The organism is Streptomyces sp. Mut1, from assembly GCF_030719295.1.
Classification (GTDB): domain Bacteria; phylum Actinomycetota; class Actinomycetes; order Streptomycetales; family Streptomycetaceae; genus Streptomyces; species Streptomyces castrisilvae.
This window is the reverse complement of record NZ_CP120997.1, coordinates 5,975,186-6,001,354: the sequence shown is the minus strand read 5'-3', so window position 1 is coordinate 6,001,354 and position 26,169 is coordinate 5,975,186. Positions and strand designations below refer to the sequence as shown.

The window sequence follows — 26,169 nt, the reverse complement described above, 5'->3', positions numbered from 1 at the left end:
CCCCTCGGGGATCCGGGCCCTCGCTCGTACGTGCTGCCGTCGACCTAGTCGAGGTAGTCCCGCAGGACCTGCGACCGCGACGGGTGGCGGAGCTTCGACATCGTCTTCGACTCGATCTGACGGATGCGCTCGCGCGTCACGCCGTAGACCTTGCCGATCTCGTCCAGCGTCTTCGGCTGCCCGTCGGTGAGGCCGAAGCGCATGGAGACCACGCCCGCCTCACGCTCGGACAAGGTGTCGAGAACCGAGTGCAGCTGCTCCTGGAGGAGCGTGAAGCTCACCGCGTCGGCCGGTACGACCGCCTCGGAGTCCTCGATCAGGTCGCCGAACTCGCTGTCCCCGTCCTCACCCAGCGGGGTGTGCAGGGAGATGGGCTCGCGCCCGTACTTCTGGACCTCGATGACCTTCTCGGGGGTCATGTCGAGTTCCTTGGCCAACTCCTCCGGGGTGGGCTCGCGGCCCAGGTCCTGGAGCATCTGGCGCTGGACGCGCGCGAGCTTGTTGATGACCTCGACCATGTGCACCGGGATACGGATGGTGCGGGCCTGGTCGGCCATGGCGCGGGTGATCGCCTGACGGATCCACCAGGTGGCGTACGTGGAGAACTTGTAGCCCTTGGTGTAGTCGAACTTCTCGACCGCGCGGATCAGACCGAGGTTGCCCTCCTGGATCAGGTCCAGGAAGAGCATGCCGCGACCGGTGTAGCGCTTGGCCAGAGAGACCACGAGGCGGAGGTTGGCCTCCAGCAGGTGGTTCTTGGCCCGGCGGCCGTCCTCGGCGATGATCTCCAGCTCGCGCTTGAGCTTGGGAGCGAGCTTGTCGGCGTTCGCCAGCTTGTCCTCGGCGAACAGACCCGCCTCGATGCGCTTGGCGAGCTCGACCTCCTGCTCGGCGTTGAGGAGGGGAACCTTGCCGATCTGCTTCAGGTAGTCCTTGACCGGGTCGGCCGTGGCGCCGGCGACGGCGACCTGCTGCGCGGGCGCGTCGTCCTCGTCGTCGTCGGAGAGGACGAAGCCCTTGTTCTCGCCCTCGCCCTCCTCTTCCTCGCCCTTGCCGGCCTTGACCTCCTCGACGACGTCATCGCCGTCGAGAATCTCCTCGTCCTGCTTGCCGGCCTTCTTCGAGGCCGTCTTCTTGGCCGCCGTCTTCTTCACGGCGGTCTTCTTGGCCGCCGTCTTCTTGGCCGCCGCCTTCTTCGCGGGCGCGGCTGCGGGGGCTTCCTCGGCCGGGTCCGCGGCCTGGGCGGACGGGGCGGCGGGCGCCGCGACCGTCCGCGTCACCGTCGTCTTGGCCGCGACGGTCTTGGTGGCGGTGCGCTTGACCGGGCTCTTCGCTGCAACGCTCTTGCGGGCGCGCTTCGACGGCTCCGCGGCACTGACCATCAGCGTCACACCCTCTTCCTCGAGGATCTGGTTGAGGCTGCGCAGAACGTTCTTCCACTGGGTTGGCGGAATCTGGTCAGCCTCGAAGGCCCGACGCACGTCATCGCCGGCGATCTGCCCATCAGCCTTTCCCCGCTCGATGAGCGCCATCACAGATTCGGACTCGGCGATCTCCGGCGGGAGCGTACGGGATGTGCTGGCCGACACGAACAACCTCTCGGAACGATGGAAACGGCTTCCGGTCCGGCCCGGGGAGGGCTGGAACCGACGACCGCCGGGCGGGAAATGCACCGACGGCGCGGGCTAGGCCTCAGAACTGCACAGCGCCCTGAACGGCTGCTGTATTCCTTCTGCGACGGTCACCTCTTAAGTCATCGCGCTGTTTCGAGGAGTGTTACGTCCGTTCCGCGTGGCCCGAGTCACACCCCATTTGCGATGAACACGACCAAGGCGACATCTCTCCGCCTCTGTGCCGCCGGATCACCGGGGTCCCGGCGGCACCTGACGCGTACACCTTGCCCGTGCCGCGGTCAGTGCTCGCGGGGCGCCGGCACCACTCGCTCCACCTCGTGGTGGCCCACCAGCAGCTGGCGCATGGACGCCTCGGCGCCCGCGGAGTCGCCGGACGCGAGGGCCTCGACGATGCGCGCGTGCAGGGCGACGGAAGCGTCACTGGGCCGGTCACAGGCGGTGGCCGGTCCTCCGGAGACCTGCAGTGCGGCGGAGACGATTCCGGAAAGGTGCTCCAGCATGCGGTTGCCCGCGGCCTGGATGAGCAGGGAGTGGAACTCCGCGTCGGCTCGGGCACACGTGATCATGTCGCCCTGCCCGAGCGCGTGCCCCATGATCTCGACCATGTCAACAAGACGCTGCTGAAGATCCTCACGCCCGTGTCCGGCGGCCAGGCGAGCGGCGAGCGGTTCGATCGTCCAGCGAAGATCACCCAGCTCGCGACGCTGGTCGTCGCGCTGCGGACCGAAGGCACGCCATTCGATGATGTCGGGATCGAGCAGATTCCAGTCACTGACGGGCCTCACCCGCGTGCCCACGTTGGGGCGGGCGCTGACCAGCCCCTTGGCCTCAAGCACGCGGAGCGATTCCCGCACGACGGTCCTGGAAACCTCGAAACGCTGGCCGATCTCCTCCGGCACCAGCGGGCGGTCCGCACCGAGGTCGCCGGAGACGATCATCTGTCCCAGCTGCTGAACAAGTTGGCCGTGCAGCCCGCGGCCACGGCTGGCCGACCCCCGTCGGCCCACCCGGCCGAGCTCGGAATCAGGACCGTCCCAGGAACGCACGGCGGCGCGCTCGCCGGCCGGCGCCTCCGCGTAGGGGTAACGGTCGAGTTCACCCGGTCCGGCGAGGCCGGAATCGGCGGAGCGGGCGGTGGTCATCATGGTGTGCGCAAGGGTACTCACGCATCCTTTGTCGGCGGGTCTCAGCCGCCCCTTGAGGTCTTTGCTGAAAAGCACACGAAAGGGTGATCGCCACCTGCCTCCCAATTGACGCCTTACTGGTATAAACCGGGCATTTCAAAAGGAGTTACGAGAACCCCTCCCGCCCGGCACCCCCGGTGATCACCAACGGACCTTCCCGCGGAGGCCGGTGAACAGATACGCGCAGATGAGGACCGACAACGACAGGGCCAGGGCGGCCCCCACGGGATGCGCCACAAGTCGTACGACGGCCAGCAGCCACCGGTCCGCCTCCTGCGGCCACTGGAGCCAGGCCAGCTCCCGCAGCCGTCCCGGAAGTCCGGTCACCGAACGCACGGTCGACCCCTTGGGCATCCGCTCGACCAGCGGCACCACCAGTACGGGTACGGCGAGTACGGCGGCGATTCCCGCAGCCGTCACCCGGAAGATGCCGGCGGCCAGCAGCCCGGCCCAGGCGCATCCGACAGTCAGCCCGGACCAACTCACGGCCAGGGACACCGCATTCGCCGGAACCCGGAGCAAGTCCCCGCCGTACACGACCCGAAGGGACTCCGCCGAGGTCAGCACGACGACCAGCGCCAGCAGGAGCGCGACGCCCCCGGAGACGGCGAGCTTGGCAAGGAGCAGGCCGAGCCTGCGGGGCACCGCGCCCCGGCCCGCGGCGAGCGCCGGGTATCGGAACTCGTCGCCGAAGGACAGCGCACCGAGCAGCCCCGCCCCGAGCGCGGCGGGCGGGAGCGGCAGCAGCGAGGGCCAGGCGGCGAGCACGTCGGGCAGCGGGGTGCGGCCGTCGCGGGCCAGCAGCACGGAGAGCCCGACGGAGGCGGCCAGGACGACGGCCATGACCACGGTCGTGGTCCGCACACCGAACAGGCGGCGCAGTTCGTAACGCACCGGCCGCAGCGGCCCACGGGCCGGGCGCCGCCTGATCGGGGGCGGCAGTTCGCCGCGCGTGGCGGCCGCACCGGAGCCCGGCACGGCGCGCGACGCGTCGGCCCCGGGTTCGGCCGGGGGTCCGCAGCTCTGGGCCGCGGACCCGGCGGCCACGCCGGCAGGGGCCGTGTCGCCGACCTCGTCGGCGAGCTGGTGGACGGGGAGCCCATGGCGGAACGCCGTATCACCGACCTCCGCGCAGCTGCTGCCGTACACGGACAGCCGACTGCCGTCGGCCTCGGCGACGACTTCGACGGACCGCCGGGCGGCCCGCGCCTCCCGGCTCACGAGCGCGGCGAGGCGTGCGGCGTGCGGGGAGCGGACGGCTACGCGGGGCCGCAGTCGGGTACGGGAGAAGGCCGCACCGTCCTGGTTCGCGACCAGGCGACCGGCGTCGATGGTCACCACATGACCGGCCGTGCGCGCGGCCTCCTTGGGGTTGCTGGTGGTGAACAGGACGGTGCCGCCGCCCTCGGCGTGGGAACGCAGCATCCCGCGCAGCCAGTCGGCGTCCCGTGGCGCCAGCCCCTCCACGGGATCGTCCAGGAGAAGCGTGTGCGGGTCGCCGAGCAGTGCGCAGGCGAGGGCCAGCCGGCGGTCCATGGCGAGGGAGAGCGCGCCGATGCGCTGGTCCCCCAGACCGTCCAGCCCCACCATGTCGAGCAGGTCGTCCGCTCGGGAGACGGGCGCTCCGGCCGCTGCACAGAGCATGCGCAGCTGTCCCCGAGCCGTCCTGGCCGGATGCCCCGGCACGTCCCCCAGCACCACGCCCACCTCACCGGCCGGGCGCGGGACGCTGTGCAGCGGGCGCCCCCGGAAGTAGGTGATACCCCGGCCCGGATCGAGTTCGAGCATCAGCCGCAGGGCCGCGGTCTTACCGGAACCCGGCGCCCCCAGAAGCGCGGTGACACAGCCGGGCCCCGCGTCGAACGTGAGGTCGTCCACGACGGGCGCGTGCCCACGGGGGCGGGTGCTCGCGTGTCTACGGGGGCGGGTGCTGGTGAGTCCGATGGCCTGGAGCATCGCTTCTCTCGCAGGGAATGGGACGGCGAAAGCGCGGCCGCCCGGCGGCGAGTGAGTACCGCAGCACGATAACCCGACATATAGGATTTTCTACGTACCGCGGAACGTGCGGCGTTCCGGAATGCTCCAGACGTTCTGGATGCTCCGTACCTACCCGCTCACCTGCCGGTCCCTCTCCGGCCTCCCCCCTGCTCCCCCCGTGCTTCCCGCGTGCTGCCCGTCAGACCTCGGGGCGCAGCATCGGCGGGTTGAGCACCGTCGCCGCACCGGCCCTGAACAGCTGGGCGGGGCGGCCGCCTTGCCTGGTGGTCGTACCGCCGGCCGGGACCAGGAAGCCCGGCGTACCCGTCACCTTGCGGTGGAAGTTCCTCGGGTCGAGCACCACACCCCACACCGCCTCGTACACCCGACGCAGCTCGCCGACCGTGAAAGCGGGCGGACAGAAGGCGGTGGCCAGCGAGGAGTACTCGATCTTGGAGCGGGCCCGCTCCACTCCGTCGGCGAGGATCCTGGCGTGGTCGAAGGCCAACGGGGCCTGGTGCTCACCGTCCGGGCCGTAGCCGCCCTCCGGGCCGAGCAGGTCCTCGACCGGCGCCCACCGCGCGCTGTTCGCGTCGCCCCCCGCCCTGGGAGCGGGCAGATCCGGGGCCAGCGCTAGATGGGCGACGCTCACGACCCTCATTCGCGGATCGCGCGCCGGGTCCCCGTAGGTGGCGAGCTGTTCCAGATGGGCGCCGTTGCCGACGGCCGGAGCTGCCGGATCCTGTGCGCACAGACCGGTTTCCTCGACCAGTTCCCGTGCCGCCGCGGCTCCGAGATCCTCGTCGGCTTTGACGAAGCCTCCGGGCAGGGCCCACCTCCCCTGGAACGGGGTCTCACCTCGGCGTACCACCAGCGCACAGAGCGCGTGCCGGCGCACCGTGAGCACGACCAGGTCGACGGTGACGGCGAATGGCGGAAAGCGCGACGGGTCGTAGGGCGGCATGCCGTGATCATAGTCGTCTTCCTGACGATAAACACTCCCTTCCCAAGGTCTCTTCACATGCTCGCGCACCCGCGCCGTGGGCTCCAGGAGGATCGCGGTCGGCCTCGGCGTGCGGCGCCGGGGGCTGGCGCCGCACCCGGTTCAGCGGCCGGTCCTGGTCCCCCGGCGCCCTTGGACGCCGGGCCGGCCGGTCCGGCGCCTGCCTGCCGTCGCACCTGGGCCCGGCCGGGTGGAGCCGGCACGCGTACGGGCGCGCCCGGCCGGCCGCACGCGTACGGAACGGGCCCCCGCGACCCGTTCCGTACGCCGGCCGTGCCGGGCGGCCCGGGTGCCGCGTTCACCGCGCAGGCAGCGCCGCAGCGTCTCGGGGTCGAGTCCCTGATTGCAGGCCTCGTGCAGAAGCTGGGCGAAGGTGTAGTCCGGATCGAGCTGCAGAGCGAGCCCCAGCGCCACGCGCGCGGCGGGTTCGTCGCCGGTCGACCAGGAGACCCACCCCGCCAGCGCGAGCGGGGCCGCGGCGTGCTCCTCGTAGGGGGCGACGCAGCGACGGGCCAAAGCCCGCCACAGCCTCAACGCGGGGTCCGCCTCGGGCCCTTCCATCCATTCCGCGGCCCTGTCGCGGGTCTCCCGGTCCTGGAGCCCGAGGATCATTGATGCCGCCTCCTCGTCGCTGATCAGCCGGTCGTCGTTGATGTCCGCCAGCGACGGCACGGCCGCGGGGGCCTGCCCGAGCCGCTCCATGAGACGGCGGGCGAGCTTCAGCGTGGAACCGCCGACCTCCTTGCGACTCTCCCGGTCCAGCAGCTTGGGCACCATCGCGCTCCCCGCCGCGTCCAGGGCCCGCTGCTGGCCCTCGCCCGCCGCGCGGGTGAGCGGTGTGAGCCGCGCCTCCATCTCGCGCAGCGACCCGCGCACCTGGATGCCGGCGTAGGTGGCCGCCGCCGCCATCACGGAAGTCCCGGGCATCGCCAGCGGGCTGCCCTCGGCCGGGCAGCAGCGGGCATCGGGGCAGACGTAGGACCAGTAGCGGTTGCCGGAGATGCACAGCGCTTCGAGCACGGGCACATCCAGTGCGCCGCAGGCCGTACGCAGCCGCTGGGCGAACGGCCGCAGCCGCTCCATCGTCTGGTTGCCCGTCTCTCCGTCGGCCGGGTCCTGGCAGAGGAAGATGACGATGGCGTCGGGGCGCCCACCGCGCCTTTCGCTCCCCTTGACGAGGCACTCGGCGAGCTGCTCGGCCACTGATGGCCACTCCTGCGCGGACTGCGGGATGCCGAGCCTCAGTCGCCCTCCGAACCGGCCCCGGCCCCCGTACAGGGCGACCATGACCACGCTGTCGTTCGGATGGAATCCCATGAGATAGGGGAGGGCGTCGGCCAGCTCGGCCGGGCCTCGCAGGGTGATCTGCTGTTCGTCGGACGGGCCGGTGGATTCGTGGTGCTTGCTCATGGCATGACCGTCTCGCGGCCGAAAGATTTCCGCTACCCCCTGTGGATAACTTATCCACAGGGGGTGACCGGCCATTCGCGGTTGTCGGTGCCATCGGGTTGCATGGGGGCATGACCAACGCAGACCGCGCAGAGCTCAGGGCTTCGGCCGATTCCGTACTGGCCCGACTCGTAGGTGACACCTCCGGCACCGCCCGGCTGCGTGAAGACCAGTGGCGGGCCATCGAGGCACTCGTCGCCGACAAACGCCGAGCGCTGGTAGTCCAGCGGACCGGATGGGGCAAGTCCGCCGTGTACTTCGTCGCGACCTCGCTGCTGCGCGCCAGGGGCAGCGGCCCGACCGTGATCGTCTCGCCGCTGCTGGCACTGATGCGCAACCAGGTCACGGCGGCGGCCAGGGCCGGCATCAGCGCGCGCACGATCAACTCGTCCAACACGGAGGAGTGGGACACCATTCAGGCCGAGGTGGCCGCCGGTGAGGTCGATGTGCTGCTGGTCAGCCCGGAGCGGCTCAACAATCCCGACTTCCGCGACCAGGTGCTGCCCCGGCTGGCCGCGGCGACCGGGCTGCTCGTCGTCGACGAGGCGCACTGCATCTCCGACTGGGGCCACGACTTCCGTCCCGACTACCGGCGTCTGCGCACGATGCTCGCCGATCTCCCCGCCGGTGTCCCGGTCCTCGCGACCACCGCCACGGCGAACGCCCGCGTGACCGCCGACGTGGCAGAGCAGTTGGGCACCGGCGCCGGTACCGACGCCCTCGTCCTGCGGGGCCCGCTGGATCGCGAGAGCCTGAGCCTGGGTGTGCTGCGACTGCCCAACGCCGCGCACCGGCTGGCGTGGCTCGGTGACCATCTCAAGGAACTCCCGGGCTCGGGAATCATCTACACCCTGACGGTCGCCGCGGCCGAAGAGGTCACCGCCTACCTCCGCCAGTGCGGGCACACCGTCGCTTCGTACACCGGCCGTACGGAGAACGCCGAACGGCAGCAGGCGGAGGACGATCTGCTGGCCAACCGGGTCAAGGCGCTGGTGGCGACCTCCGCGCTCGGCATGGGGTTCGACAAGCCGGACCTCGGCTTCGTCGTGCACCTGGGATCGCCCTCCTCCCCCATCGCCTACTACCAGCAGGTGGGCCGCGCTGGCCGCGGGGTCGAGCATGCCGAGGTGCTGCTCCTGCCGGGCAAGGAGGACGAAGCCATCTGGCAGTACTTCGCTTCGGTCGCCTTCCCGCCGGAGGAGCAGGTCCGGCGCACCATCGACGCGCTCGCCCAGGCCGGCCGGCCGCTGTCGCTGCCCGCCTTGGAGCCCCTGGTCGACCTGAGGCGTACACGTCTGGAGACCATGCTCAAGGTGCTCGACGTCGACGGGGCGGTCCGGCGGGTGAAGGGGGGCTGGACAGCGACGGGTGAGCCCTGGGTCTACGACGCCGAGCGCTATGCCTGGGTGGCCAGGCAGCGGGCGGCCGAGCAGCAGGCCATGCGCGACTACGCGACGACGGACGGCTGCCGGATGGAGTTCCTGCGCCGTCAGCTGGACGACGAGGAGGCGACCGCGTGCGGGCGCTGCGACAACTGTGCCGGCGCGCGGTTCGACGAACAGGTCTCGGACGCCGCTCTGGACACCGCGAAGGGTGAGCTCGGCAGGCCGGGTGTGGAGGTGGAGCCGCGCAAGATGTGGCCCACCGGTCTCGCGTCGGTCGGTGTCGATCTCAAGGGGCGGATTCCGGCGGGGGAGCTTTCCGGCACGGGCCGGGCGCTCGGGCGGCTCTCCGACATCGGCTGGGGCAACCGGCTGCGTCCGATGCTGGCGGCGCAGGCGCCCGACGGTCCTGTGCCGGACGACGTGGCCGCCGCGGTGGTGACCGTGCTGGCCGACTGGGCCCGGGGCCCCGGCGGCTGGGCCCCGGATGCCGTCGACGCGGTGCCGCGGCCGGTCGGTGTGGTCACCATGGCCTCGCGGCGCCGGCCGCAGCTCATCGAATCCCTCGGCAGACACATCTCCGAGGTGGGGCGGATGCCGTTGCTGGGGCACGTCGGCCATGTTCCGGGCACCGAGGACATCCGGATCTCGCAGACCAACAGCGCCCAGCGGGTCCGGGCCCTGCACGAGAGGCTGGTCGTGGGGCCCGAGCTCGCCGAGGCCCTCGCGTCGGCAGGCGGGCCCGTGCTTCTCGTGGACGATCTGTCGGACACGGGCTGGACGCTCGCGGTGGCGTCCAGGCTGTTGCGGCGGGCCGGAGCTCAAGCGGTGTTTCCGCTGGTCCTCGCCGTTCAGGCGTGACAGGAGGCGTCAGCCGGGGCTGGACTGGGCAGGGATATCCGTGTCATTCCGGCTGATTACCGTCAGCCTCACCAATTGCTCGTTGCCGCCTGCCGATACGCCAGGAAGAATTGGAGTCGCTCCCCGCACGGTCCTCTCGCGGGCCCGAAAGGGCTGTGCCGCGGCGCGCCCTCACTCGACCCTGCCCGCATCGTGGGCGCGTATGCGAAGGGAGGACCGTGACCTTCGGATTCGCTCCGTCCGCAGCCACTTCGATGTCGCCAGCCGCCGACTCCGCCAACCGCCTTGCCAGAATGCTCGAACCGGCCGAGTGGGCGGCGGCGGGGATACCCCTGCTGCGCAGCCCGCGTGAGGTGGTCAGCGGGCTGCACGCCCGGCACCGGCCGACGCCGGCCACCGCCGTGGTGGCCGTGCTGGACCATGAGGAACGCCTGAAGGCCAGCGCCTCGTTCGCCCGTCGCTCCGTGACGGCCGACGGCTGGGAATTCCGGAACTCGCTGCTGGCGCACCTGCGCCGGGTCATCCCGCACGATCTGCGCCGCCGCACGCCCGTCCGCACCGCGGTGCTGCTCTACTGCCGCGACGGCGACGAGCGCTGGACCGAGGAGGACGGGGCGTGGATGTGGGGGCTGCGCGACGCCTGCACGCTGCACGGCCTGCGGTGCGGCGCGTACATCACGCTGACCCGCGGCGGCTGGCAGGTGCTGGGCGAGGGGCGTGGCGGCCGTCGCCCCAACTCCGCCTCGCAGCCCGCGTCGCTCGCCGATACCGCGCTGGACCTCGATCGGGCACCGTCGCGCACCGGTGGGGGCGCGGCGCAGGCATTGCACCGCTCAGCCGCCCGCTGAGCACCCCGCAGGACCAGGCCGCCCTCGCGGGCAGCCGGCTGATGAACGCAGGCCTGGCAGCCGGGTCACCGCGGACCAGTGTGTACCGGGCACGCCTCAGGACACGTGTACCGGGCACGGCTAAGAACATATGTATCGGGCACGGCTCAGGACACTAGTGCTGCCGGGCACGCCTCAGGGCGTGTCCGGCAGAGCCCCTTCGTTCACCCGGAGGCGAGGCAGGACTCCGCGGACACGCCCTGGGGCTCAGACGCCCGCGCCGAGGGCGGTGTTGATCCGCTGCGGGTCGCCGCAGACGATCAGCAGCGCGCCGGCACGCTCGCGCACCGCGGTCAGCGCGCGCGTGGCCACGTCGTCGGCCGGTCCGTTGACCGCGACGATCACCACGGGCCGGGGCTTGACCCGGTTCACGGCTGCGGCAGCGGCGAAGAAGACGTCGTCGCCCGCTTCGTGCTGGGACCAGTAGGCGGCCTCGCCGAAGGACAGCTCATGTGTCGCCCACGGGTGCTGACCGCCCGTGGTCAGCACCAGGATGTCGCCGGGCGCGCGGCCCGAGTCGAGCAGCAGGTCCACCGCCTCGTCGGCGGCGTCGAGTGCGCCGTCGGCCGTTGCGGGGATCACCTGGAGCTGCGGCGCGGAACGATTCTGCGGCTGCGGCGTCTGGGGACGGCCGGGGGTGGAGTGCTGGCGCTGCGCCGGGGGCGCAGGCCGCGGGCCGGGACCCGGACGACCGGGGCGCGGCATGGCCGCTGTACGCGGCCCGGGTACGGGACGAGGGGTCGACGCGGCGCGGCCGGTGGCCGGAGTGGCGCGGGGACCCTGGGCGCTCTCGTGAATCTGAGGCTCCTCGGGGATGAGAGGCATGGGTGGTTGTCTATCAAACGCCGACGCGTCGGGCATCGGCGGGTGGGAACATATACGCGATCAGAAGTCGAAGCCGAGCTGGCCCCCGCTTTCCAGTGCGGCCGCCTCGGCGGAGAAACGGACCTTCTTCAGGTGCTGCCACCTGGGCAGCGCGTCGAGATAGGACCACGAGAGACGATGGTGGGCGGTGGGCCCACGCTCCTCAAGTGCGGCCCTGTGCACGGGGGACGGGTAACCGGCGTTGGCGTCGAACGCGAAGTCGGCGTACTCGCCGCTCTCCGCGCCGAGTTCGGCCATCATGGTGTCCCTGCGGACCTTCGCGATCACCGAGGCGGCCGCCACCGCGACGCAGGACTGGTCGCCCTTGATGACGGTGCGGACCTGCCAGGGACTGCCCAGGTAGTCGTGCTTGCCGTCCAGGATCACGGCGTCCGGGCGGACCGGCAGCGCCTCCAGGGCACGCACGGCGGCGAGCCGGAGGGCGGCGGTCATCCCGAGTTCGTCGATCTCCTGCGGCGAGGCGTCACCGAGTGCGTACGCGGTGACCCAGCTCTCCAGCAGCGGCGCGAGTTCCGCGCGGCGCTTCGGGCTGATCAGCTTGGAGTCGGTGAGTCCGGCGGGAGGCCTGCGAAGCCCGGTGACCGCGGCGCACACGGTGACAGGTCCCGCCCACGCTCCGCGTCCGACCTCGTCGACACCGGCGACGGTCCTGGCACCGGTGGTAGCGCGCAGTGAGCGCTCGACGGTGTGCGTGGGTGGTTCGTACGGCATGGCGTCTGTCAGCGTACGCCGAAGGGAACGCCAGGAACACCCCGGGGCGCCCCTCGGCCGCCCGCACCGGCGCCGTGACGCCGGGCGGGCCACCGCGGAAGGCCGGAGCGCGACCTCAGGGGGCGTCCGGGCGGAAGAACGGGACCACGACCTGATCGATCAGCGCCTCGATCTCCTCGTCGTCCCACACGCTGCCGCACACCTTGGTGCGATACATCATCATCGCGGGGATGACGTCGAAGGCCAGCTCCCGCAGGGCACCGGCGCGCACCTCGCCGCGTTCGACGCCCCGGCTCACCACTTCCCTGATGAGGTCGGTCGACGGCCGGATCACGCCGTTGAGGATCACCGACTGGAAGCGTTCCGCCGTAACGCCGTCGCATTCGTGAATGACCGACCGCAGGGCAGAGCCGGACGTGGAGAGCATCGCGTCCCGCATGGCGCGGCACAGCTGGTAGAGATCGTCGCGCACGTTCCCCGAGTCGGGGGCAAGGCCCAGCGCCGGCAGCGCGCTGCGCAGCGCCTCGGCGACCAGCTCCTCCTTGGAGGACCAACGGCGGTAGATCGCGGCCTTTCCGGTCTGCGCACCGGCGGCCACCCCTTCCATCGTCAGCCCGTTCCAGCCGACCTTACTGAGCGCTTCCAGCGCCGCTTCGAGGATCGCGCGTTCCAGCACGGATCCTCGGCGGCGAAGGGACACCACCGACTGCCGGGCGGCGGCAGCCGATCGCGAAGTAGCCATGAACTTCTCTCCATCGAAGAGGTGGGGTTCGCCCCCGTGAACCCGCCGGGGTCGGAAGTCGGCGGGCGCTGGGTGCGACGGGCGGCACGGGACCGAGCAGTTCCCGGCCGGAACAGCGGCTCCGGGCAGAACCGCCAACGACGGACCCAGTGAACGGTTGCGTTCACTGGAGGGGACTCACTAACGTTGACGGCACAGTGAACGGAACCGTTCACTAATTCACTTGTGGGGGACCTTCAGTGACCACCTCTCAGTTAGACGCGCGGAGCTCTCCGGGCACGGCGCGCCGGCAGGGCCGACCTGGAATCGCCCTGGCCGTCATCGCCGCCTGTCAGTTGATGGTTGTGCTCGACTCCACAATCGTCAACATCGCACTCCCGCACATCCAGGGAGCCCTGCGTTTCTCGACCACGGATCTCTCCTGGGTCCTGAGCGCCTACACGCTCACCTTCGGCGGCCTGCTGCTGCTCGGGGGCCGGGCCGGGGACATCCTCGGCCGCCGCCGCGTGTTCATGGCCGGCATCCTGATCTTCACGCTCGCCTCGCTCCTCGGTGGATTCGCCCAGGAGCCCTGGCAGTTGCTCGCCGCCCGCGCGCTCCAGGGCATCGGCGGCGCGATCGCCTCGCCTACCGCCCTCGCCCTGATCACCACCACATTCCCCGAAGGCCCCGAGCGCAACCGCGCCTTCGGTGTCTTCGCCGCGGTGTCCGCGGGCGGTGGTGCGATCGGCCTGCTGGCGGGCGGGATGCTCACCGAATGGCTCGACTGGCGCTGGGTGTTCTTCGTCAACGTGCCGATCGGTGTGCTGATCGCCGTCCTGGCTCCGATGTACATCAACGAGTCCGCGAGGCATCCGGGCCGCTTCGACATATCCGGCGCCCTGACCTCGACTCTCGGCATGGCCTCGCTGGTGTACGGGTTCATCCGGGCCTCCGAGGAGGGCTGGCGCGACTCGCTCACCCTGGCGTCCTTCGGTGCGGCGGTGATTCTGCTCGCTCTCTTCGTGCTCGTCGAGATGAAGGCCAAGGAGCCGATCACGCCGCTGCGGATGTTCGCCGACCGCAATCGCTCCGGCACATACGTGATCATGCTCAGCCTGGCCGCGGCCATGTTCGGGATGTTCTTCTTCATCGTGCTGTTCGTGCAGAACGTCCTGGCCTACAGCCCCATCGAGTCCGGCCTGGCCTTCCTGCCCGTGACCGTCGCGATCATCATGGGAGCGGGGCTCTCGCAGCGGTTCCTGCCGGTTCTCGGTCCCAAGCCGTTCATGGTCACGGGTTCGGCGCTCGCGGGTATCGGCCTGTTCTGGCTCACCTTCATCTCCTCCGGCAGCTCCTACCCGGCGGGGGTCCTCGGCCCGATGCTCGTGTTCGGCTTCGGTATGGGGCTCAATTTCGTGACGCTCACCCTGACGGCGGTCTCCGGGGTCGCGCAGCACGAGGCGGGCGCCGCCTCCAGCCTGCTCAACGCGAGCCAGCAGGTGGGCGGTTCGCTGGGGCTGTCCATCCTGGTCACGGTCTTCGGTACGGCCAGCCGCAGCGAGGCGGAGAAGCAGGTGCCGAAGTTCCTGGCGCAGGCTTCGCCGGAGCAGAAGGCTCAGTTCGCCAAGACCCGGGAGCTGCCCGGAAGCTGGGGCCACGCGGTGCTCGCCGAGGGCATATCCACCGCGTTCCTCGCGGCGGTGGCCATGGCCGGCCTCGCCCTGCTGACCGCGCTGCTCATCATCCGGGTGCGCAAAAGCGACCTGGACGCGCTGAGCGGCAAGGCCGCGGCCGGGGGGCCGGCGGCCTAGCGTGCGTCCACCGCGCGGACACGATGCCGGTTGCGGGCCGCCTCGGGGGGGGCGGCCCGCATGTCCGGCGTTTCCGTACGGAAGGCATCCCCGCCGGCAGGCCGGTGACGCGGGGCGCGTGCGGGGACCCTCGGTGCGGGTCCGTGCGGACCGGCCGGGCCGGCCGAGTCAGCACGGAACGGCCCGGATCAGTACGGTCCGTGCGGAGCCGGCCGGATAGACCGGGCCGGCCGGGTCAGTACGGGTCGTAGGGGTCGTACGGGTCGTCCGTCCCGCCGCCGCGTTCCTCGCCGTTGTCGCCCGAGCTCAGGCCCCGGCATTCGAGTGTGCGGTAGCCGGGGTCCCAGTCGCCGAGGATGTCCCGGGCCCGCTTCTCCCCCCAGCTCGTCGCGTACCAGGGCTCGTCCGAGCCCCGCAGTCCGCGTTGGATGTCCGCCAGCGCACAGGAGCGCAGGGGTTCCGGCAGAGTGTCGAGGGCGGGCACGGCATCGGCCGACAGCCCCTTGAGGTACTCGATGTCGATCGAGTGATCATCGCGGTAGCGCTGCACGTTCTGCTCGGCGATCAGACCGTCGGGCGAGACCAGCCCGAAGGCCAGTACGCCGACGGCCGCGCTCGCCGCGACGGCCCGCGGCAGCAGCCGGGGGCCGAAGACACCGGCCGCCATGATCAGCACGAGGACCACCCCGAGCCACAGTTCCACCGCGGCCACCGAGATGCGCAGCCGGGTCAGGCCGTACGCGTCGACGTAGAGGTCCATGCGCCGCAGCGCGGAGGCCACCACGACGAGCGTGAGCAGGCACAGGGTGCCGAGCACGCCGCGTACGAGCGTGCGGTCGCGGGCGCCGCCGCGAGGAGCCCAGCGCAGGGCGAGTGCGATCACCCCGAGCGTGAGGACCGTGGCCCAGAGCAGCTGCCAGAAGCCCTGGCGGGCGTACTCGGAGTAGCTGAGGTCCGTCTCGGCCATCACCTTGTCGTATCCACCGAGCAGCACCGTGAGCTGAATGGCGAGGAAGACGGCGAAGAGCAGGTTCAGGACGACCAGCGGCAGCGCCCATTCCAGCCGTCCGCGGGCCTTGCCGGGGCGTATCGTCGCCCGGTCCCAGCGGACCGGCGCGGCGGCGGTGTACGCGGCGGCAAGGGCACCGACGAGGCCGAGCACGCCCAGGAAGATCCGCCACGGGCTGTCGCCGACCGACACATCGGGGGTCAGGCTGCCGAGGAGATCGGCGAAGGCCGCGTCGGCGCTCGCGAAGAGCGCCCCGAACACGATGAGCAGGACGACGGCCACGGCCGCGGACCGCAGGACGACGCCGTAGCGGTCCCGCGACCCCGCCATGCGGTCGCGCACGCCCCGGACGCCCCAGCCCAGCGATTCGAAGACGGAGGTGAACAGGCCGAACGAGCCGAGGAAGACGCCGAGCCAGCTGCGGCTGCCGTGCAGCGCCAGCGAGCCGAGCGCCAGAGCGGACACGAGAGCGAGGAACGTCGGCCAGCCCGCGTCCCGGAGCGCGGGAACGACCAGCAGCGCCAGTCCCCCGATCCCCCACACGGCGCTCCAGGGGCGCAGCCGCCGGCCGGCCGCCCACGCGGCGATGTACGCCCCGGCCGCCGCGGGCAGCGCGACGATGAGCATGTTCAGGCCGATGCCGTCGCCCAGCAGGACCGTGCTGAGCAGTGCGGTGGCGAGGACCGCCCAGAGGGTTCCGGGGTGCACGGGCCCCGGCTTCACCGAGCGGAGGCGCGAGACCGCCGAGGGCTGCGGCTTGCCCCACGGGTCGGTCCGGGGCGGCTGTCCGGGGGGCTGCTGCGCGTAGGCCGGGATCTTCGGCGGCTCCGGAACGGTGCTCTGCCCCGTGGCGCGGGCCGCGGGGTCCGCCGGTGCCGCGGGGTCCGCCGGTGCCGCGGGGTCCGCCGGTGCCGCGGGGTCCGCCGGTGCCGCGGCGGGGGCGGGTATGCGCCCGTCCGCGGGATCGGTCCCTGCCTCGGGGGACCCGCCTCCTGACGAGGCCGCCCCGGAGGCGTCAGGCGCGGGCCGGGGCTCTGCGGATGCGGCCGGCGCAGGTGCGGGCCGGGCTGAATCTGACGGATTTTCTGACGGAATTTCTGACATGGGACCCCTCCCCACCGGGGTCCGCTCACGCGTGCCCAGGGCGGCGCGCGGCCCCCCGGCGTCTCATTCGGTGCGCGCCCGTCGTGATGATCACCGAGGGCGGCGTGGCCGAAAGAGTAACCCCGTGCGATGGCTGTCGGCCGGGCCGGGCTCGGCTGTGGCAGGACCGTGACAGTCGGGGCGGCGGTCCGGCTGGACCGCGTCCGGAAAGTCCCGTCGCACGCCCGGGGCGCGCGGCCTCAGGCCGCGCGCGTCGACCAGTGCGGCAGCTCTTCCGTCTGCGCCACCCATGCCGCCGGTGGTGCGCCCGCGCTGCCTGCCGCGACCACTCCGCCGACGATCGCGCAGGTCGTGTCGACGTCGCCGCCTGCCTGTGCGGTCACCCAGAAGGCCTGCTCGAAGTCGCCGAGGCTGCGGGCCGCCGACCACAGGGCGAACGGGACGGTGTCGTGCGCGCTGGTACGGCGCCCGTTGCCGAGGACCGCCGCCACGGTGCCCGCGTCCTCGTAGTCCAGCATGTCGCGGGCGCGCCGCAGCCCGGCGCCGACCGCGCTGCGCGGGACGAGCGCGACGACACCGTCCAGCAGGTCCGCGGGGGCGGGGGGCCCGGACGGCGAGGCCACGAGCGCGGCGGCCGCCGCCACGGCCATCGCACCCACGACGGCCTCCCGGTGCTGGTGCGTGGTGTACGAGGAGATCTCGGCCTGGTGCGTGGCCTGCTCGGGGTCGTCCGCGTACCAGGCGCCGAGCGGCGCGATGCGCATCGACGAGCCGTTGCCCCACGAGCCCTGGCCCTTGAACAGGGCGGAGGCGAGCTCCCGCCAGTCCCCGCCCTCGCGCACGAGGCGGAGCAGCCGGTTGACGGCGGGGCCGTATCCGCGGTCGAAATCGTGGTGCTCCGCGAACGAGTGGGCGAGGGCGTCCTGGTCGATACGGCCGTGGTCGCGGAGCACGGCCAGGACGGAACAGGCCATTTCCGTGTCGTCGGTCCACTGCCACGGCCCGGGGGGCAGTGCGCGGTCCTTCAGGAGCGGATAGTTGGCCGGCACGAAGAACTGGGAGCCCAGGGCGTCTCCCACGGACAGGCCGCGCAGGCTGGCGAGGGCGCGTTCGATGCGCTGGTCGGAAGCGGATTCGGTCATCGCTTCCACTCTATCCGGTGATGCCGTACGGCTCAGGGGTACGCCAGCGCTCGAAGGGCCGGTCGAGGGTGTAGCGCCCGTCCTTGCCCAGTACCAGCGTGCGCGATTCCCCGTTTCCGGGGTTGGAAAGCGATTCGAATTCGGCCACGGACCAGTGGAACCAGCGCATGCAGAACAGCCGCATGGTCAGCCCGTGCGTGACGAGCAGGACGTTCGGCGGGTGGTCGGGGGCCTCGAAGCTGCGGTGCAGGCTCTCCAGGAAGGCGCCGACCCGGTCGTACACGTCCGCCCCCGACTCGCCCTGCGCGAAGCGGTAGAAGAAGTGCCCGTAGGCGTCCCGGTACGCCTTCTGGAGCCTGACGTCGTCGTGGTCCTGCCAGTTCCCCCAGTCCTGCTCGCGCAGCCGGGGCTCCTCACGGACCCGCACGCGCCCGGCGTCCAGGCCGAGGGAGGCGAACGTCTCGTGGGTGCGCCGGTAGGGGGAGACGTACACACTGACCCGCTCCGGGCCGAAGAGTTCGCGCAGCCGCACCCCCGTCTCGCGGGCCTGGCGCAGCCCTGTGGGGGTGAGCCTCAGCGCGTGGTCGGGCTCGCGCTCGTACACGGTGTCGTCGGCGTTGCCCTCGGACTCCCCGTGCCGGACAAGAACGATGCGTTGCGGTCGTGCCATGCACCGACCCTAGATCGAGTTGCCGCCGTTCGAGCAGTTGTCCGGAAATCATCGGTGCATGTCGTCGGCGCTACCCCGTTTCCCGGGCGGTCACACCGTCCAGGACGGTTCGAGTTGCACGACGTCCCCGGCCAGCGCGGCCACGTCCTGTTCGGTCTGCGCGCGCTCCGAGAGCCGGTCGACACTGCCCGGCCGGTACTTTCCGCGCTCGGCGCTGGACTGCCACATCGACAGGACCAGGAACTCGTGCCCCGGCGCCTCGCCGAAGATGCCCCGCAGCATCCCGGGCGACCCCGCCATCGCCGGGTTCCACACCCGCTGCTGCATGAGCGCGAAGTGCTCGACCCGGTCCTCGTGCACCTGGCTGTGGGCCACCCTGAGCACGTCCGCGTCCGTGAAGCGGGGTTCGAATCCGGTCTTCACGTCGAAGCGGTACTCGAAGAGCTTGACCTGGATGTCGTTGTACGTACCGGCCTGCGCGGCCGCCAGGGTGTCGTGGCCGCGTGCCATGAACGAGTCGTAGAAGACCCGGTTCTCCCAGAAGGCGAAGACATGCGCCACCTCGGGCCGGCCACGGCTCCAGCCGCCGCCCTGCCCCCTGAACCCCGGCTCACCCAGCAGCCCCGCCCACTTCCGCTGCCCCCGTTCGAATCCTCGACGGTCCGTCACACTGCAGCGAATCCACTTGACCAGCACGGCGCCATCGTACGGCCGCCGGGCGTGGCGTGGGTCACGCTCCGGGTCAGTACGCCGGAACCGGCCTTCTCTCGTCGGATCGTGGCCCGTTTCAGCCGCTCGCATCCAAGCCTGTTGGTTCCGTGGGCAGTTACGGACATGATCGGAGGACGGAACCGGAGCAACGCCCCCGGGCGCAGGAGGACAGTCCGATGAGCACTCCCAACAAGGACCTCGAAAAGGTCGAGGTGAGGATCAAGTGGGACCCCAGCGACCAGAGTGAGGCCCCCAACGACCTCGACATCATCGCGGCGACCTACCCGGCGGACGAGCCGTACGGCAGCCCGGCGTACCTCGTGCACTTCGACAGCCGGGCACCCGACGGCACCATCACGCTGAACCGCGACAGCAGGACGGGACAGGGGCTGGGCTACGACGAGGAGATGACGCTGGAGCTGGACCGGCTCTCCGAGGAGTACGGCCGGGTCGTCGTCGGTGTGGCCATCCAACAGCGCGACGGACTCAAGACGTTCGGCGCCATAGAGAACACCGGGGTCCAGATCCGCGAGGGCTACGCGACGCTCGCCGAGGACGACTTCTCCTCGGTGGGCAACGCCACGGCGGCCGTCGTGGCCGAATTCGTACGCGACTCCGCCGGCGGCTGGCGCTTCCACGGGACGGTACGGGGCTTCGACGGGGACCCGGACTCGTTCGCCACGGCGATGGGCAGCCGCGACTACGGCGCATGACACCGGGAACGGCGAACGGGTGCGGGCGGGTCTTCCGTGAAGACCCGCCCGCACCCGCTGTCATGTCACCCGTGGTGTCTCAGGACACCGGGTTCACCGGTACTGGCGGAGACCACTCATTCCTGGCGTGCGCTATTCCTCGGCATCTGGCTCTCGATCGGGGAACGCACGCAGCCTCAGCTGTGGCGCCCGGTGGTCGGCGAGCCACCGCATCCGGTTGTCATCCGCGGCAATCCCGGCACGTGCGGCCTGGATCCACTCCTCGCGGTCGAGTACCTCGAGGTAGGTCGCCCGGAGCGCTTCCTGTTGTGCCGCGGTGCACCCCGCAGCCTCGGAAGGCTCCGTAGTCAGGTGCTGAGTGAGCACCGCGATCGTGAAGTAGCGCTCCATGGTCGGGCTGAGCAAACCCACATGGCGGGCATGAGCTTCCAGGACCACTCTCGAATGGGGGTATTGAGCGAGAGTGAGTCCCATCCCCCCGCAGTCGCTCATGAGATGGAGTAGCCGACCGATGTGGTCGACCATCTCTCGGTCAGTGTCGAGCTCTGCAAGCGCCTCATGGAGTCTGGCGACTGTGGCGACCTTGCCGGCGAAGTATCCGTTGAGGAAGTCGCCATCACAGGCCCTACGCAGCAGCCATGGTCGGGCAGCTGGGTCGTCGAGTCTGCAGAGAGCTTCGACGACGTAGACACGTCCCCAGCCGGTGACTCGCTCGGCGAGCCAGAGCAGGGCTTCGACTCCTCCTGTCTGCCGCTCGAAGGCGTGCGCCGCCAGCGGCCCGAAGCGGTCGGAGAGCAGCCCGATCGTCTGAATCAGCGGGATGTCGTCAGCTGTTCCCGCAACGGCGAGCAGGGCAAGCCCGACAGTGACTGAGCAGCGATCGGTGCCATAGCGGACCAGCCAGCGGCCCGTTTGACGAGCGCGTTCTATGTCCACCCGCGCAGCCACGGCGGCGATGTGCTCGTTGTGGTGAATCGGGACATAGACGTCGTGGAAGACGTCGGCCAATTCGCTGGGCAGGGTGGAGGCCCGCGCGAAATGCGTGTCCAGAATGAGCGCAATATCCTTGCCGGCCAAGTGCCGGTCCTTGGGTGCCTTCGGGCCTCGGCGACGGTGCAACGCGTCATCGGGAAAGGGGTACCCGTCGCGCGGAAGCGGCTCATCCGGAACCAGTTGATGTAGCCGCAGCGCGTGGTCGAACAGCGTTGTCGGTGATCCGGGCAGCCCTGTCCCGGTCGTCCCGTTCATCGGCGGACGGAGGACTCGATTCTCTTGATCATGGACCGGAGCATGCCACGAGAGTAATCGCCGCGACAACCCTCGATACGGTGGCGCGTTGCATCAAACACAACAGCCAGGCGTCACGCTCGTCGAAGGCGGTGGAGCCGCGAGACCGGCTCCACCGCCCTGAACAGCTACTTCACGCCCTGAAAGCGCTCGGTGTCAGCTGCAACCGCTGGTCGAGCCGCAGCCCTCGCAGATGTAGCAGGAACCCGCGCGCTGCATCTTCGTACCGCAGGAGAAGCAGAGCGGGGCGTCCGCGCTGATGCCGAGCTGCATCTCGACGAGCTCGGCCGAGGTGTGGGCCGTCTTGGGCTCGGCCTTCCCGGTCTTCTCGGCCGGGACCGCCTTCAGCGTCTCCGTCCGCACCGGGGCGGACTGCGCCAGGACCTCGGCCTCCAGCTGCTCCTCCTCGAACGTCGGCTCGTAGGAACCGGTGTCGAGGTGGCGCTGACGCTCCTCGGCGGAGTGGATGCCGAGGGCGGAGCGGGTCTCGAAGGGCAGGAAGTCCAGCGCCAGGCGGCGGAAGATGTAGTCGACGATCGACTGCGCCATCCGCACGTCCGGGTCGTCCGTCATGCCGGCCGGCTCGAAGCGCATGTTGGTGAACTTCGAGACGTACGTCTCCAGCGGGACGCCGTACTGCAGACCGACCGAGACGGCGATGGAGAAGGCGTCCATCATGCCCGCGAGGGTCGAGCCCTGCTTGGACATCTTCAGGAAGACCTCGCCGAGACCGTCGTCGGGGTAGGAGTTGGCGGTCATGTAGCCCTCGGCGCCGCCCACCGTGAAGGAGGTGGTGATGCCGGGCCGGCCCTTGGGCAGGCGCTTACGGACGGGGCGGTACTCGACGACCTTCTCGACCGCCGTACGGATGGTGTCCTCGGCCTTGGCCGTGACCGCTTCCTTCTCCTTCTCCTTGGTCTTCGCGGAGAGGGGCTGCCCGACCTTGCAGTTGTCGCGGTAGATCGCGAGCGCCTTGACGCCCATCTTCCACGCCTCGAAGTAGACCTCCTCGACGTCCTCGACGGTGGCCGTCTCCGGCAGGTTCACCGTCTTGGAGAGCGCGCCGGAGATCCACGGCTGGATGGCCGCCATCATGCGCACGTGGCCCATCGCGGAGATGGAACGCTCGCCCATCGCGCAGTCGAAGACCTCGTAGTGCTCGGTCTTCAGGCTGGGGGCGTCGATCACATTGCCGTTCTCGGCGATGTGGGCGACGATCGCCTCGATCTGCTCCTCCTGGTAGCCCAGGCGGCGCAGGGCCTGCGGGACGGTGCCGTTGACGATCTGCATCGAGCCGCCGCCGACCAGCTTCTTGAACTTGACCAGGGCGAGGTCGGGCTCAAGGCCGGTGGTGTCGCAGGACATGGCGAGACCGATGGTGCCGGTGGGCGCGATGACCGAGGCCTGCGCGTTACGGAAACCGTTCTTCGCGCCGAGCCGGATCACGTCCTGCCAGGCCTCGGTCGCGGCGGTCCAGATCGGGTTGTCCAGGTCGTCGGCGTGGACGGCCACGGCGTTGGCGTCGGCGTGCTGCTTCATGACGCGCTGGTGCGGCTCGGCGTTGCGGGCGTAGCCGTCGTACGGGCCGACGACGGCGGCGAGCTCGGCGGAGCGGCGGTAGGAGGTGCCGGTCATCAGCGAGGTGATGGCGCCGGCGAGCGCGCGGCCGCCGTCGCTGTCGTACGCGTGGCCGGTCGCCATCAGCAGGGCGCCGAGGTTGGCGTAGCCGATGCCGAGCTGGCGGAAGGCGCGGGTGTTCTCGCCGATCTTCTCGGTCGGGAAGTCGGCGAAGCAGATGGAGATGTCCATCGCGGTGATGACCAGCTCGACGACCTTGGCGAAGCGCTCGGACTCGAAGGACTGGTTGCCCTTGCCGTCGTCCTTGAGGAACTTCATCAGGTTCAGCGAGGCGAGGTTGCACGAGGTGTTGTCCAGGTGCATGTACTCGCTGCACGGGTTCGAGCCGTTGATGCGGCCGGACTCGGGGCAGGTGTGCCAGTGGTTGATCGTGTCGTCGTACTGGATGCCCGGGTCGGCGCAGGCCCAGGCCGCCTCGGCCATCTTGCGGAAGAGGGACTTGGCCTCGACCTCTTCGATGACGTCGCCGGTCATCCGGGCACGCAGCCCGAACTTGCCGCCGGACTCGACGGCCTTCATGAACTCGTCGTTCACCCGGACCGAGTTGTTGGCGTTCTGGTACTGGACGGACGTGATGTCGTCGCCGCCCAGGTCCATGTCGAAGCCCGCGTCGCGCAGGGCGCGGATCTTCTCCTCCTCCTTCACCTTGGTCTCGATGAAGTTCTCGATGTCGGGGTGGTCGACGTCGAGGATGACCATCTTGGCCGCACGGCGGGTGGCGCCACCGGACTTGATCGTTCCGGCGGAGGCGTCGGCGCCCCGCATGAAGGAGACGGGGCCGGAGGCGTTGCCTCCGGAGGAGAGGAGTTCCTTGGAGGAACGGATACGGGAGAGGTTCAGGCCGGCGCCGGAGCCGCCCTTGAAGATCATGCCCTCTTCCTTGTACCAGTCGAGGATCGACTCCATGGAGTCGTCGACGGCCAGGATGAAGCAGGCCGAGACCTGCTGCGGCTGGGGCGTTCCGACGTTGAACCACACCGGCGAGTTGAAGCTGAAGATCTGGTGCAGGAGGGCGTACGCCAGCTCGTGCTCGAAGATCTCCGCGTCGGCGGGGGAAGAGAAGTAGTGGTAGTCCTCGCCGGCCTTCCGGTACGTCTTGACGATCCGGTCGATCAGCTGCCGCAGACCGGTCTCGCGCTGCGGGGTGCCGACGGCGCCCCGGAAATACTTGCTGGTGACGATGTTGACCGCGTTCACCGACCAGAAGTCGGGGAACTCGACGCCACGCTGCTCGAAGTTGATCGAGCCGTCGCGCCAGTTGGTCATGACGACGTCACGGCGCTCCCAGGCCACCTCGTCGTACGGATGCACGCCGGGGGTGGTGTGGATGCGCTCGATACGCAGGCCCTGCTTGGACGCAGTCGACTTGGTCCCCTTGCGGGAACCTCGTGCCGGGCCGCTCGCCGTCTCTGTCATGCCGCCTCCCATATATGGGCAAAAACGCCCTGAAGTGCCGAGAACTTCCCCGGGCACAGTGTGTGTCTGATGCTTCGGCCGCCGTATTCGTCATACGCCGCCCGGAACAAGGTCCAGGTGCCGGCCCGCGCCCCGATCCCCGGATCGGCGCGGCCGGCTACTGCCGCTCAGTCGGCGGCGACGGCGGGAACGGGGACCTCCAGGGTCTCGCCGCTCCCGCATCCTTCTGCGGAGGGCCGCCGCTCACGGAGTTCCGTGATGGCGGCCTCGAAGTCTTCGAGGCTGTCGAACGCCCGGTACACGGACGCGAACCGCAGGTAGGCGACGAGGTCGAGTTCCTGCAGGGGGCCGAGGATGGCCAGGCCCACGTCGTGCGTGGTCAGCTCGGCGCTCCCGGTCGCGCGCACCGCCTCCTCGACCCGTTGGCCGAGTTTGGCGAGGGCGTCCTCGGTGACGGGACGCCCCTGGCACGCCTTGCGCACCCCGGAGATCACCTTGGTGCGGCTGAAGGGCTCGGTCACACCGCTGCGCTTGACCACCATGAGCGAACAGGTCTCCACCGTCGTGAAACGGCGGGAGCAGTCGGGGCACTGGCGGCGCCGGCGGATCGAGGTCCCGTCGTCGGTGGTGCGACTGTCGACGACCCGGCTGTCGGGGTGCCTGCAGAAGGGGCAGTGCATGGCTCCCAACCCTCCTTCACAGCACGACTGAATAGCCTCTTCAGGCCCGGCGCGGGGCCCTCGAAGCGGTCTCAAGCATAGGCGATGACCGCACCCCCGATTCACGGGGACCACAACCTCTGGGCGGCCGGAACAATCCAACCACTAGATCTTGGGTTTGGCCGCGCATTTGGCCCTGGAGCGTGTCGCACCGGGAGGGCGACCGGAAGGCAGCGTACGGCCGACCAAGAGGGTACGGGAAGCGCCCGGACGGCGGACGACCGGGCGGCCACCCCCGCGCGCGTCCGGCGCGGCACGGAACGCTACGGTCTGGGGGTCACGGCCACCCACCCTCCGCCCCCTCGCGGCGCTGCGCGCACACGCAGCCTCATACACCCGGCAGCGAACGCCCGGCACACTTTCATTCGTTTTTCACTCGAACGTGTGTTTGGCGCAACCTTTCGAAAGCTACTACCGTTGTCCAGCTAGGGAGACCATTCGAGAGGGGCCGCCGACGTGACCACCACCGCAGACAGTGCCATCATCACTGCCCAGGACCGCTCCCAGAGCCGAGTCGAACCGGTGCATGCCATGAGTGACTCAGTCACGAACACGGAGGGGCCGGAGCCCGGTCGCCCAGCGCGCTCGCTCCCCGGACGACCTCCTGGAATCCGGGCGGACAGCTCGGGGCTCACGGACCGGCAGCGGCGGGTGATCGAGGTCATCCGGGATTCCGTGCAGCGGCGTGGATATCCGCCGTCGATGCGGGAGATCGGTCAGGCGGTCGGCCTTTCCAGCACCTCCTCCGTCGCGCATCAGCTGATGGCTCTGGAGCGCAAGGGCTTCCTGCGCCGCGATCCCCACCGCCCCCGGGCGTACGAGGTACGCGGCTCGGACCAGCCGAGCACCCAGCCGACGGACACCACGGGCAAGCCCGCCGCCTCGTACGTGCCGCTGGTGGGCCGGATCGCGGCCGGTGGACCGATCCTCGCCGAGGAGTCCGTCGAGGACGTGTTCCCGCTCCCCCGGCAGCTGGTCGGTGACGGTGAGCTGTTCGTGCTGAAGGTCGTCGGCGACTCGATGATCGAAGCGGCGATCTGTGACGGCGACTGGGTCACCGTGCGACGCCAGCCCGTCGCGGAGAACGGCGACATCGTGGCCGCCATGCTGGACGGCGAGGCCACCGTGAAGCGCTTCAAGCGGGAGGACGGCCACGTCTGGCTCCTCCCCCACAACGCCGCGTACCAGCCGATCCCCGGCGACGAGGCGACCATCCTCGGCAAGGTCGTCGCGGTGCTGCGCCGGGTCTGAG

Annotated in this window: 20 protein-coding genes; 5 read left to right on the top strand and 15 right to left on the bottom strand. The window is 70.4% G+C overall.

Annotated features, from left to right (window positions below; translation table 11 throughout):
• Positions 1-44: 44 nt before the first annotated feature.
• The 5 genes from P8A18_RS26160 to P8A18_RS26140 all read right to left on the bottom strand — a co-directional run bounded on the left by P8A18_RS26160 (position 45) and on the right by P8A18_RS26140 (position 7,208).
• The gene (locus P8A18_RS26160) at positions 45-1,589 is read right to left on the bottom strand and encodes an RNA polymerase sigma factor (RefSeq protein WP_026249577.1); all 1,545 of its coding nucleotides are present in this window, start codon (positions 1,587-1,589) and stop codon (positions 45-47) included.
• A gap of 323 nt (positions 1,590-1,912) precedes the next feature.
• Complete coding sequence (locus P8A18_RS26155; RefSeq protein WP_018551499.1) at positions 1,913-2,779, bottom strand: FadR/GntR family transcriptional regulator; 867 nt, start codon at positions 2,777-2,779, stop codon at positions 1,913-1,915.
• A gap of 180 nt (positions 2,780-2,959) precedes the next feature.
• Positions 2,960-4,774 carry an ATP-binding cassette domain-containing protein gene (locus P8A18_RS26150; RefSeq protein ID WP_306058217.1) on the bottom strand — a complete coding sequence of 605 codons (1,815 nt, stop codon included), beginning with the start codon at positions 4,772-4,774 and terminating at the stop codon, positions 2,960-2,962.
• Positions 4,775-4,994: 220 nt separating this feature from the next.
• A complete protein-coding gene (locus P8A18_RS26145; RefSeq protein WP_306058215.1) occupies positions 4,995-5,759 on the bottom strand; it encodes an NUDIX hydrolase in 765 nt (254 codons plus the stop codon).
• 141 nt (positions 5,760-5,900) lie between these two features.
• The gene (locus tag P8A18_RS26140; RefSeq protein ID WP_306058213.1) at positions 5,901-7,208 is read right to left on the bottom strand and encodes a DUF4192 domain-containing protein; all 1,308 of its coding nucleotides are present in this window, start codon (positions 7,206-7,208) and stop codon (positions 5,901-5,903) included.
• A gap of 110 nt (positions 7,209-7,318) precedes the next feature.
• Here P8A18_RS26140 and P8A18_RS26135 point away from each other — a divergent pair, with 110 nt between their 5' ends.
• Together P8A18_RS26135 and P8A18_RS26130 are read left to right on the top strand one after the other, a co-directional pair.
• Positions 7,319-9,490, top strand: a complete 2,172-nt coding sequence (locus P8A18_RS26135; protein ID WP_306058211.1) for a RecQ family ATP-dependent DNA helicase — start codon at positions 7,319-7,321, stop codon at positions 9,488-9,490.
• A 218-nt stretch (positions 9,491-9,708) separates the two neighbouring features.
• A complete protein-coding gene (locus P8A18_RS26130; RefSeq protein ID WP_306058209.1) occupies positions 9,709-10,338 on the top strand; it encodes a hypothetical protein in 630 nt (209 codons plus the stop codon).
• Between the two features lie 246 nt (positions 10,339-10,584).
• Here the strand turns inward: P8A18_RS26130 and P8A18_RS26125 are convergent, their stop codons facing one another.
• The 3 genes from P8A18_RS26125 to P8A18_RS26115 form a co-directional block, all read right to left on the bottom strand.
• Positions 10,585-11,202, bottom strand: a complete 618-nt coding sequence (locus P8A18_RS26125) for a hypothetical protein (RefSeq protein WP_306058207.1) — start codon at positions 11,200-11,202, stop codon at positions 10,585-10,587.
• Positions 11,203-11,262: 60 nt separating this feature from the next.
• A complete protein-coding gene (gene rnhB / locus P8A18_RS26120) occupies positions 11,263-11,973 on the bottom strand; it encodes a ribonuclease HII (RefSeq protein WP_306058206.1) in 711 nt (236 codons plus the stop codon).
• Positions 11,974-12,088: 115 nt separating this feature from the next.
• Positions 12,089-12,715: a TetR/AcrR family transcriptional regulator gene (locus P8A18_RS26115; RefSeq protein ID WP_306058204.1), complete on the bottom strand. Its 627-nt coding sequence runs from the start codon at positions 12,713-12,715 to the stop codon at positions 12,089-12,091.
• A 239-nt stretch (positions 12,716-12,954) separates the two neighbouring features.
• Between P8A18_RS26115 and P8A18_RS26110 the strand changes: the two genes are divergently transcribed.
• On the top strand, positions 12,955-14,508 hold the full coding sequence (locus tag P8A18_RS26110) for an MFS transporter (RefSeq protein ID WP_306058202.1): 1,554 nt from the start codon (positions 12,955-12,957) through the stop codon (positions 14,506-14,508).
• Positions 14,509-14,743: 235 nt separating this feature from the next.
• On the opposite strand, the gene P8A18_RS26105 is transcribed toward P8A18_RS26110, so the two are convergent.
• From P8A18_RS26105 to P8A18_RS26090, 4 genes are all read right to left on the bottom strand, one after another.
• Complete coding sequence (locus P8A18_RS26105; protein WP_371933715.1) at positions 14,744-16,240, bottom strand: DUF4153 domain-containing protein; 1,497 nt, start codon at positions 16,238-16,240, stop codon at positions 14,744-14,746.
• 620 nt (positions 16,241-16,860) lie between these two features.
• The gene (locus P8A18_RS26100) at positions 16,861-17,763 is read right to left on the bottom strand and encodes an ADP-ribosylglycohydrolase family protein (protein ID WP_306058198.1); all 903 of its coding nucleotides are present in this window, start codon (positions 17,761-17,763) and stop codon (positions 16,861-16,863) included.
• 10 nt (positions 17,764-17,773) lie between these two features.
• Complete coding sequence (locus tag P8A18_RS26095) at positions 17,774-18,433, bottom strand: histidine phosphatase family protein (protein WP_306058196.1); 660 nt, start codon at positions 18,431-18,433, stop codon at positions 17,774-17,776.
• A gap of 90 nt (positions 18,434-18,523) precedes the next feature.
• Positions 18,524-19,129, bottom strand: a complete 606-nt coding sequence (locus tag P8A18_RS26090) for a YdbC family protein (protein ID WP_306058194.1) — start codon at positions 19,127-19,129, stop codon at positions 18,524-18,526.
• A 191-nt stretch (positions 19,130-19,320) separates the two neighbouring features.
• Here P8A18_RS26090 and P8A18_RS26085 point away from each other — a divergent pair, with 191 nt between their 5' ends.
• Positions 19,321-19,857 (top strand): TerD family protein, encoded by a 537-nt coding sequence (locus tag P8A18_RS26085; RefSeq protein WP_306058192.1) that lies wholly within the window; start codon positions 19,321-19,323, stop codon positions 19,855-19,857.
• 132 nt (positions 19,858-19,989) lie between these two features.
• Here the strand turns inward: P8A18_RS26085 and P8A18_RS26080 are convergent, their stop codons facing one another.
• The 3 genes from P8A18_RS26080 to nrdR form a co-directional block, all read right to left on the bottom strand.
• A complete protein-coding gene (locus P8A18_RS26080) occupies positions 19,990-21,105 on the bottom strand; it encodes a hypothetical protein (RefSeq protein ID WP_306058190.1) in 1,116 nt (371 codons plus the stop codon).
• A 195-nt stretch (positions 21,106-21,300) separates the two neighbouring features.
• The gene (locus P8A18_RS26075; protein WP_306058188.1) at positions 21,301-24,198 is read right to left on the bottom strand and encodes a vitamin B12-dependent ribonucleotide reductase; all 2,898 of its coding nucleotides are present in this window, start codon (positions 24,196-24,198) and stop codon (positions 21,301-21,303) included.
• A gap of 167 nt (positions 24,199-24,365) precedes the next feature.
• Positions 24,366-24,878: a transcriptional regulator NrdR gene (nrdR, locus tag P8A18_RS26070; RefSeq protein ID WP_018551516.1), complete on the bottom strand. Its 513-nt coding sequence runs from the start codon at positions 24,876-24,878 to the stop codon at positions 24,366-24,368.
• Positions 24,879-25,373: 495 nt separating this feature from the next.
• Between nrdR and lexA the strand changes: the two genes are divergently transcribed.
• Positions 25,374-26,168 (top strand): transcriptional repressor LexA, encoded by a 795-nt coding sequence (gene lexA / locus P8A18_RS26065; RefSeq protein ID WP_026249583.1) that lies wholly within the window; start codon positions 25,374-25,376, stop codon positions 26,166-26,168.
• Position 26,169 lies beyond the last annotated feature (1 nt).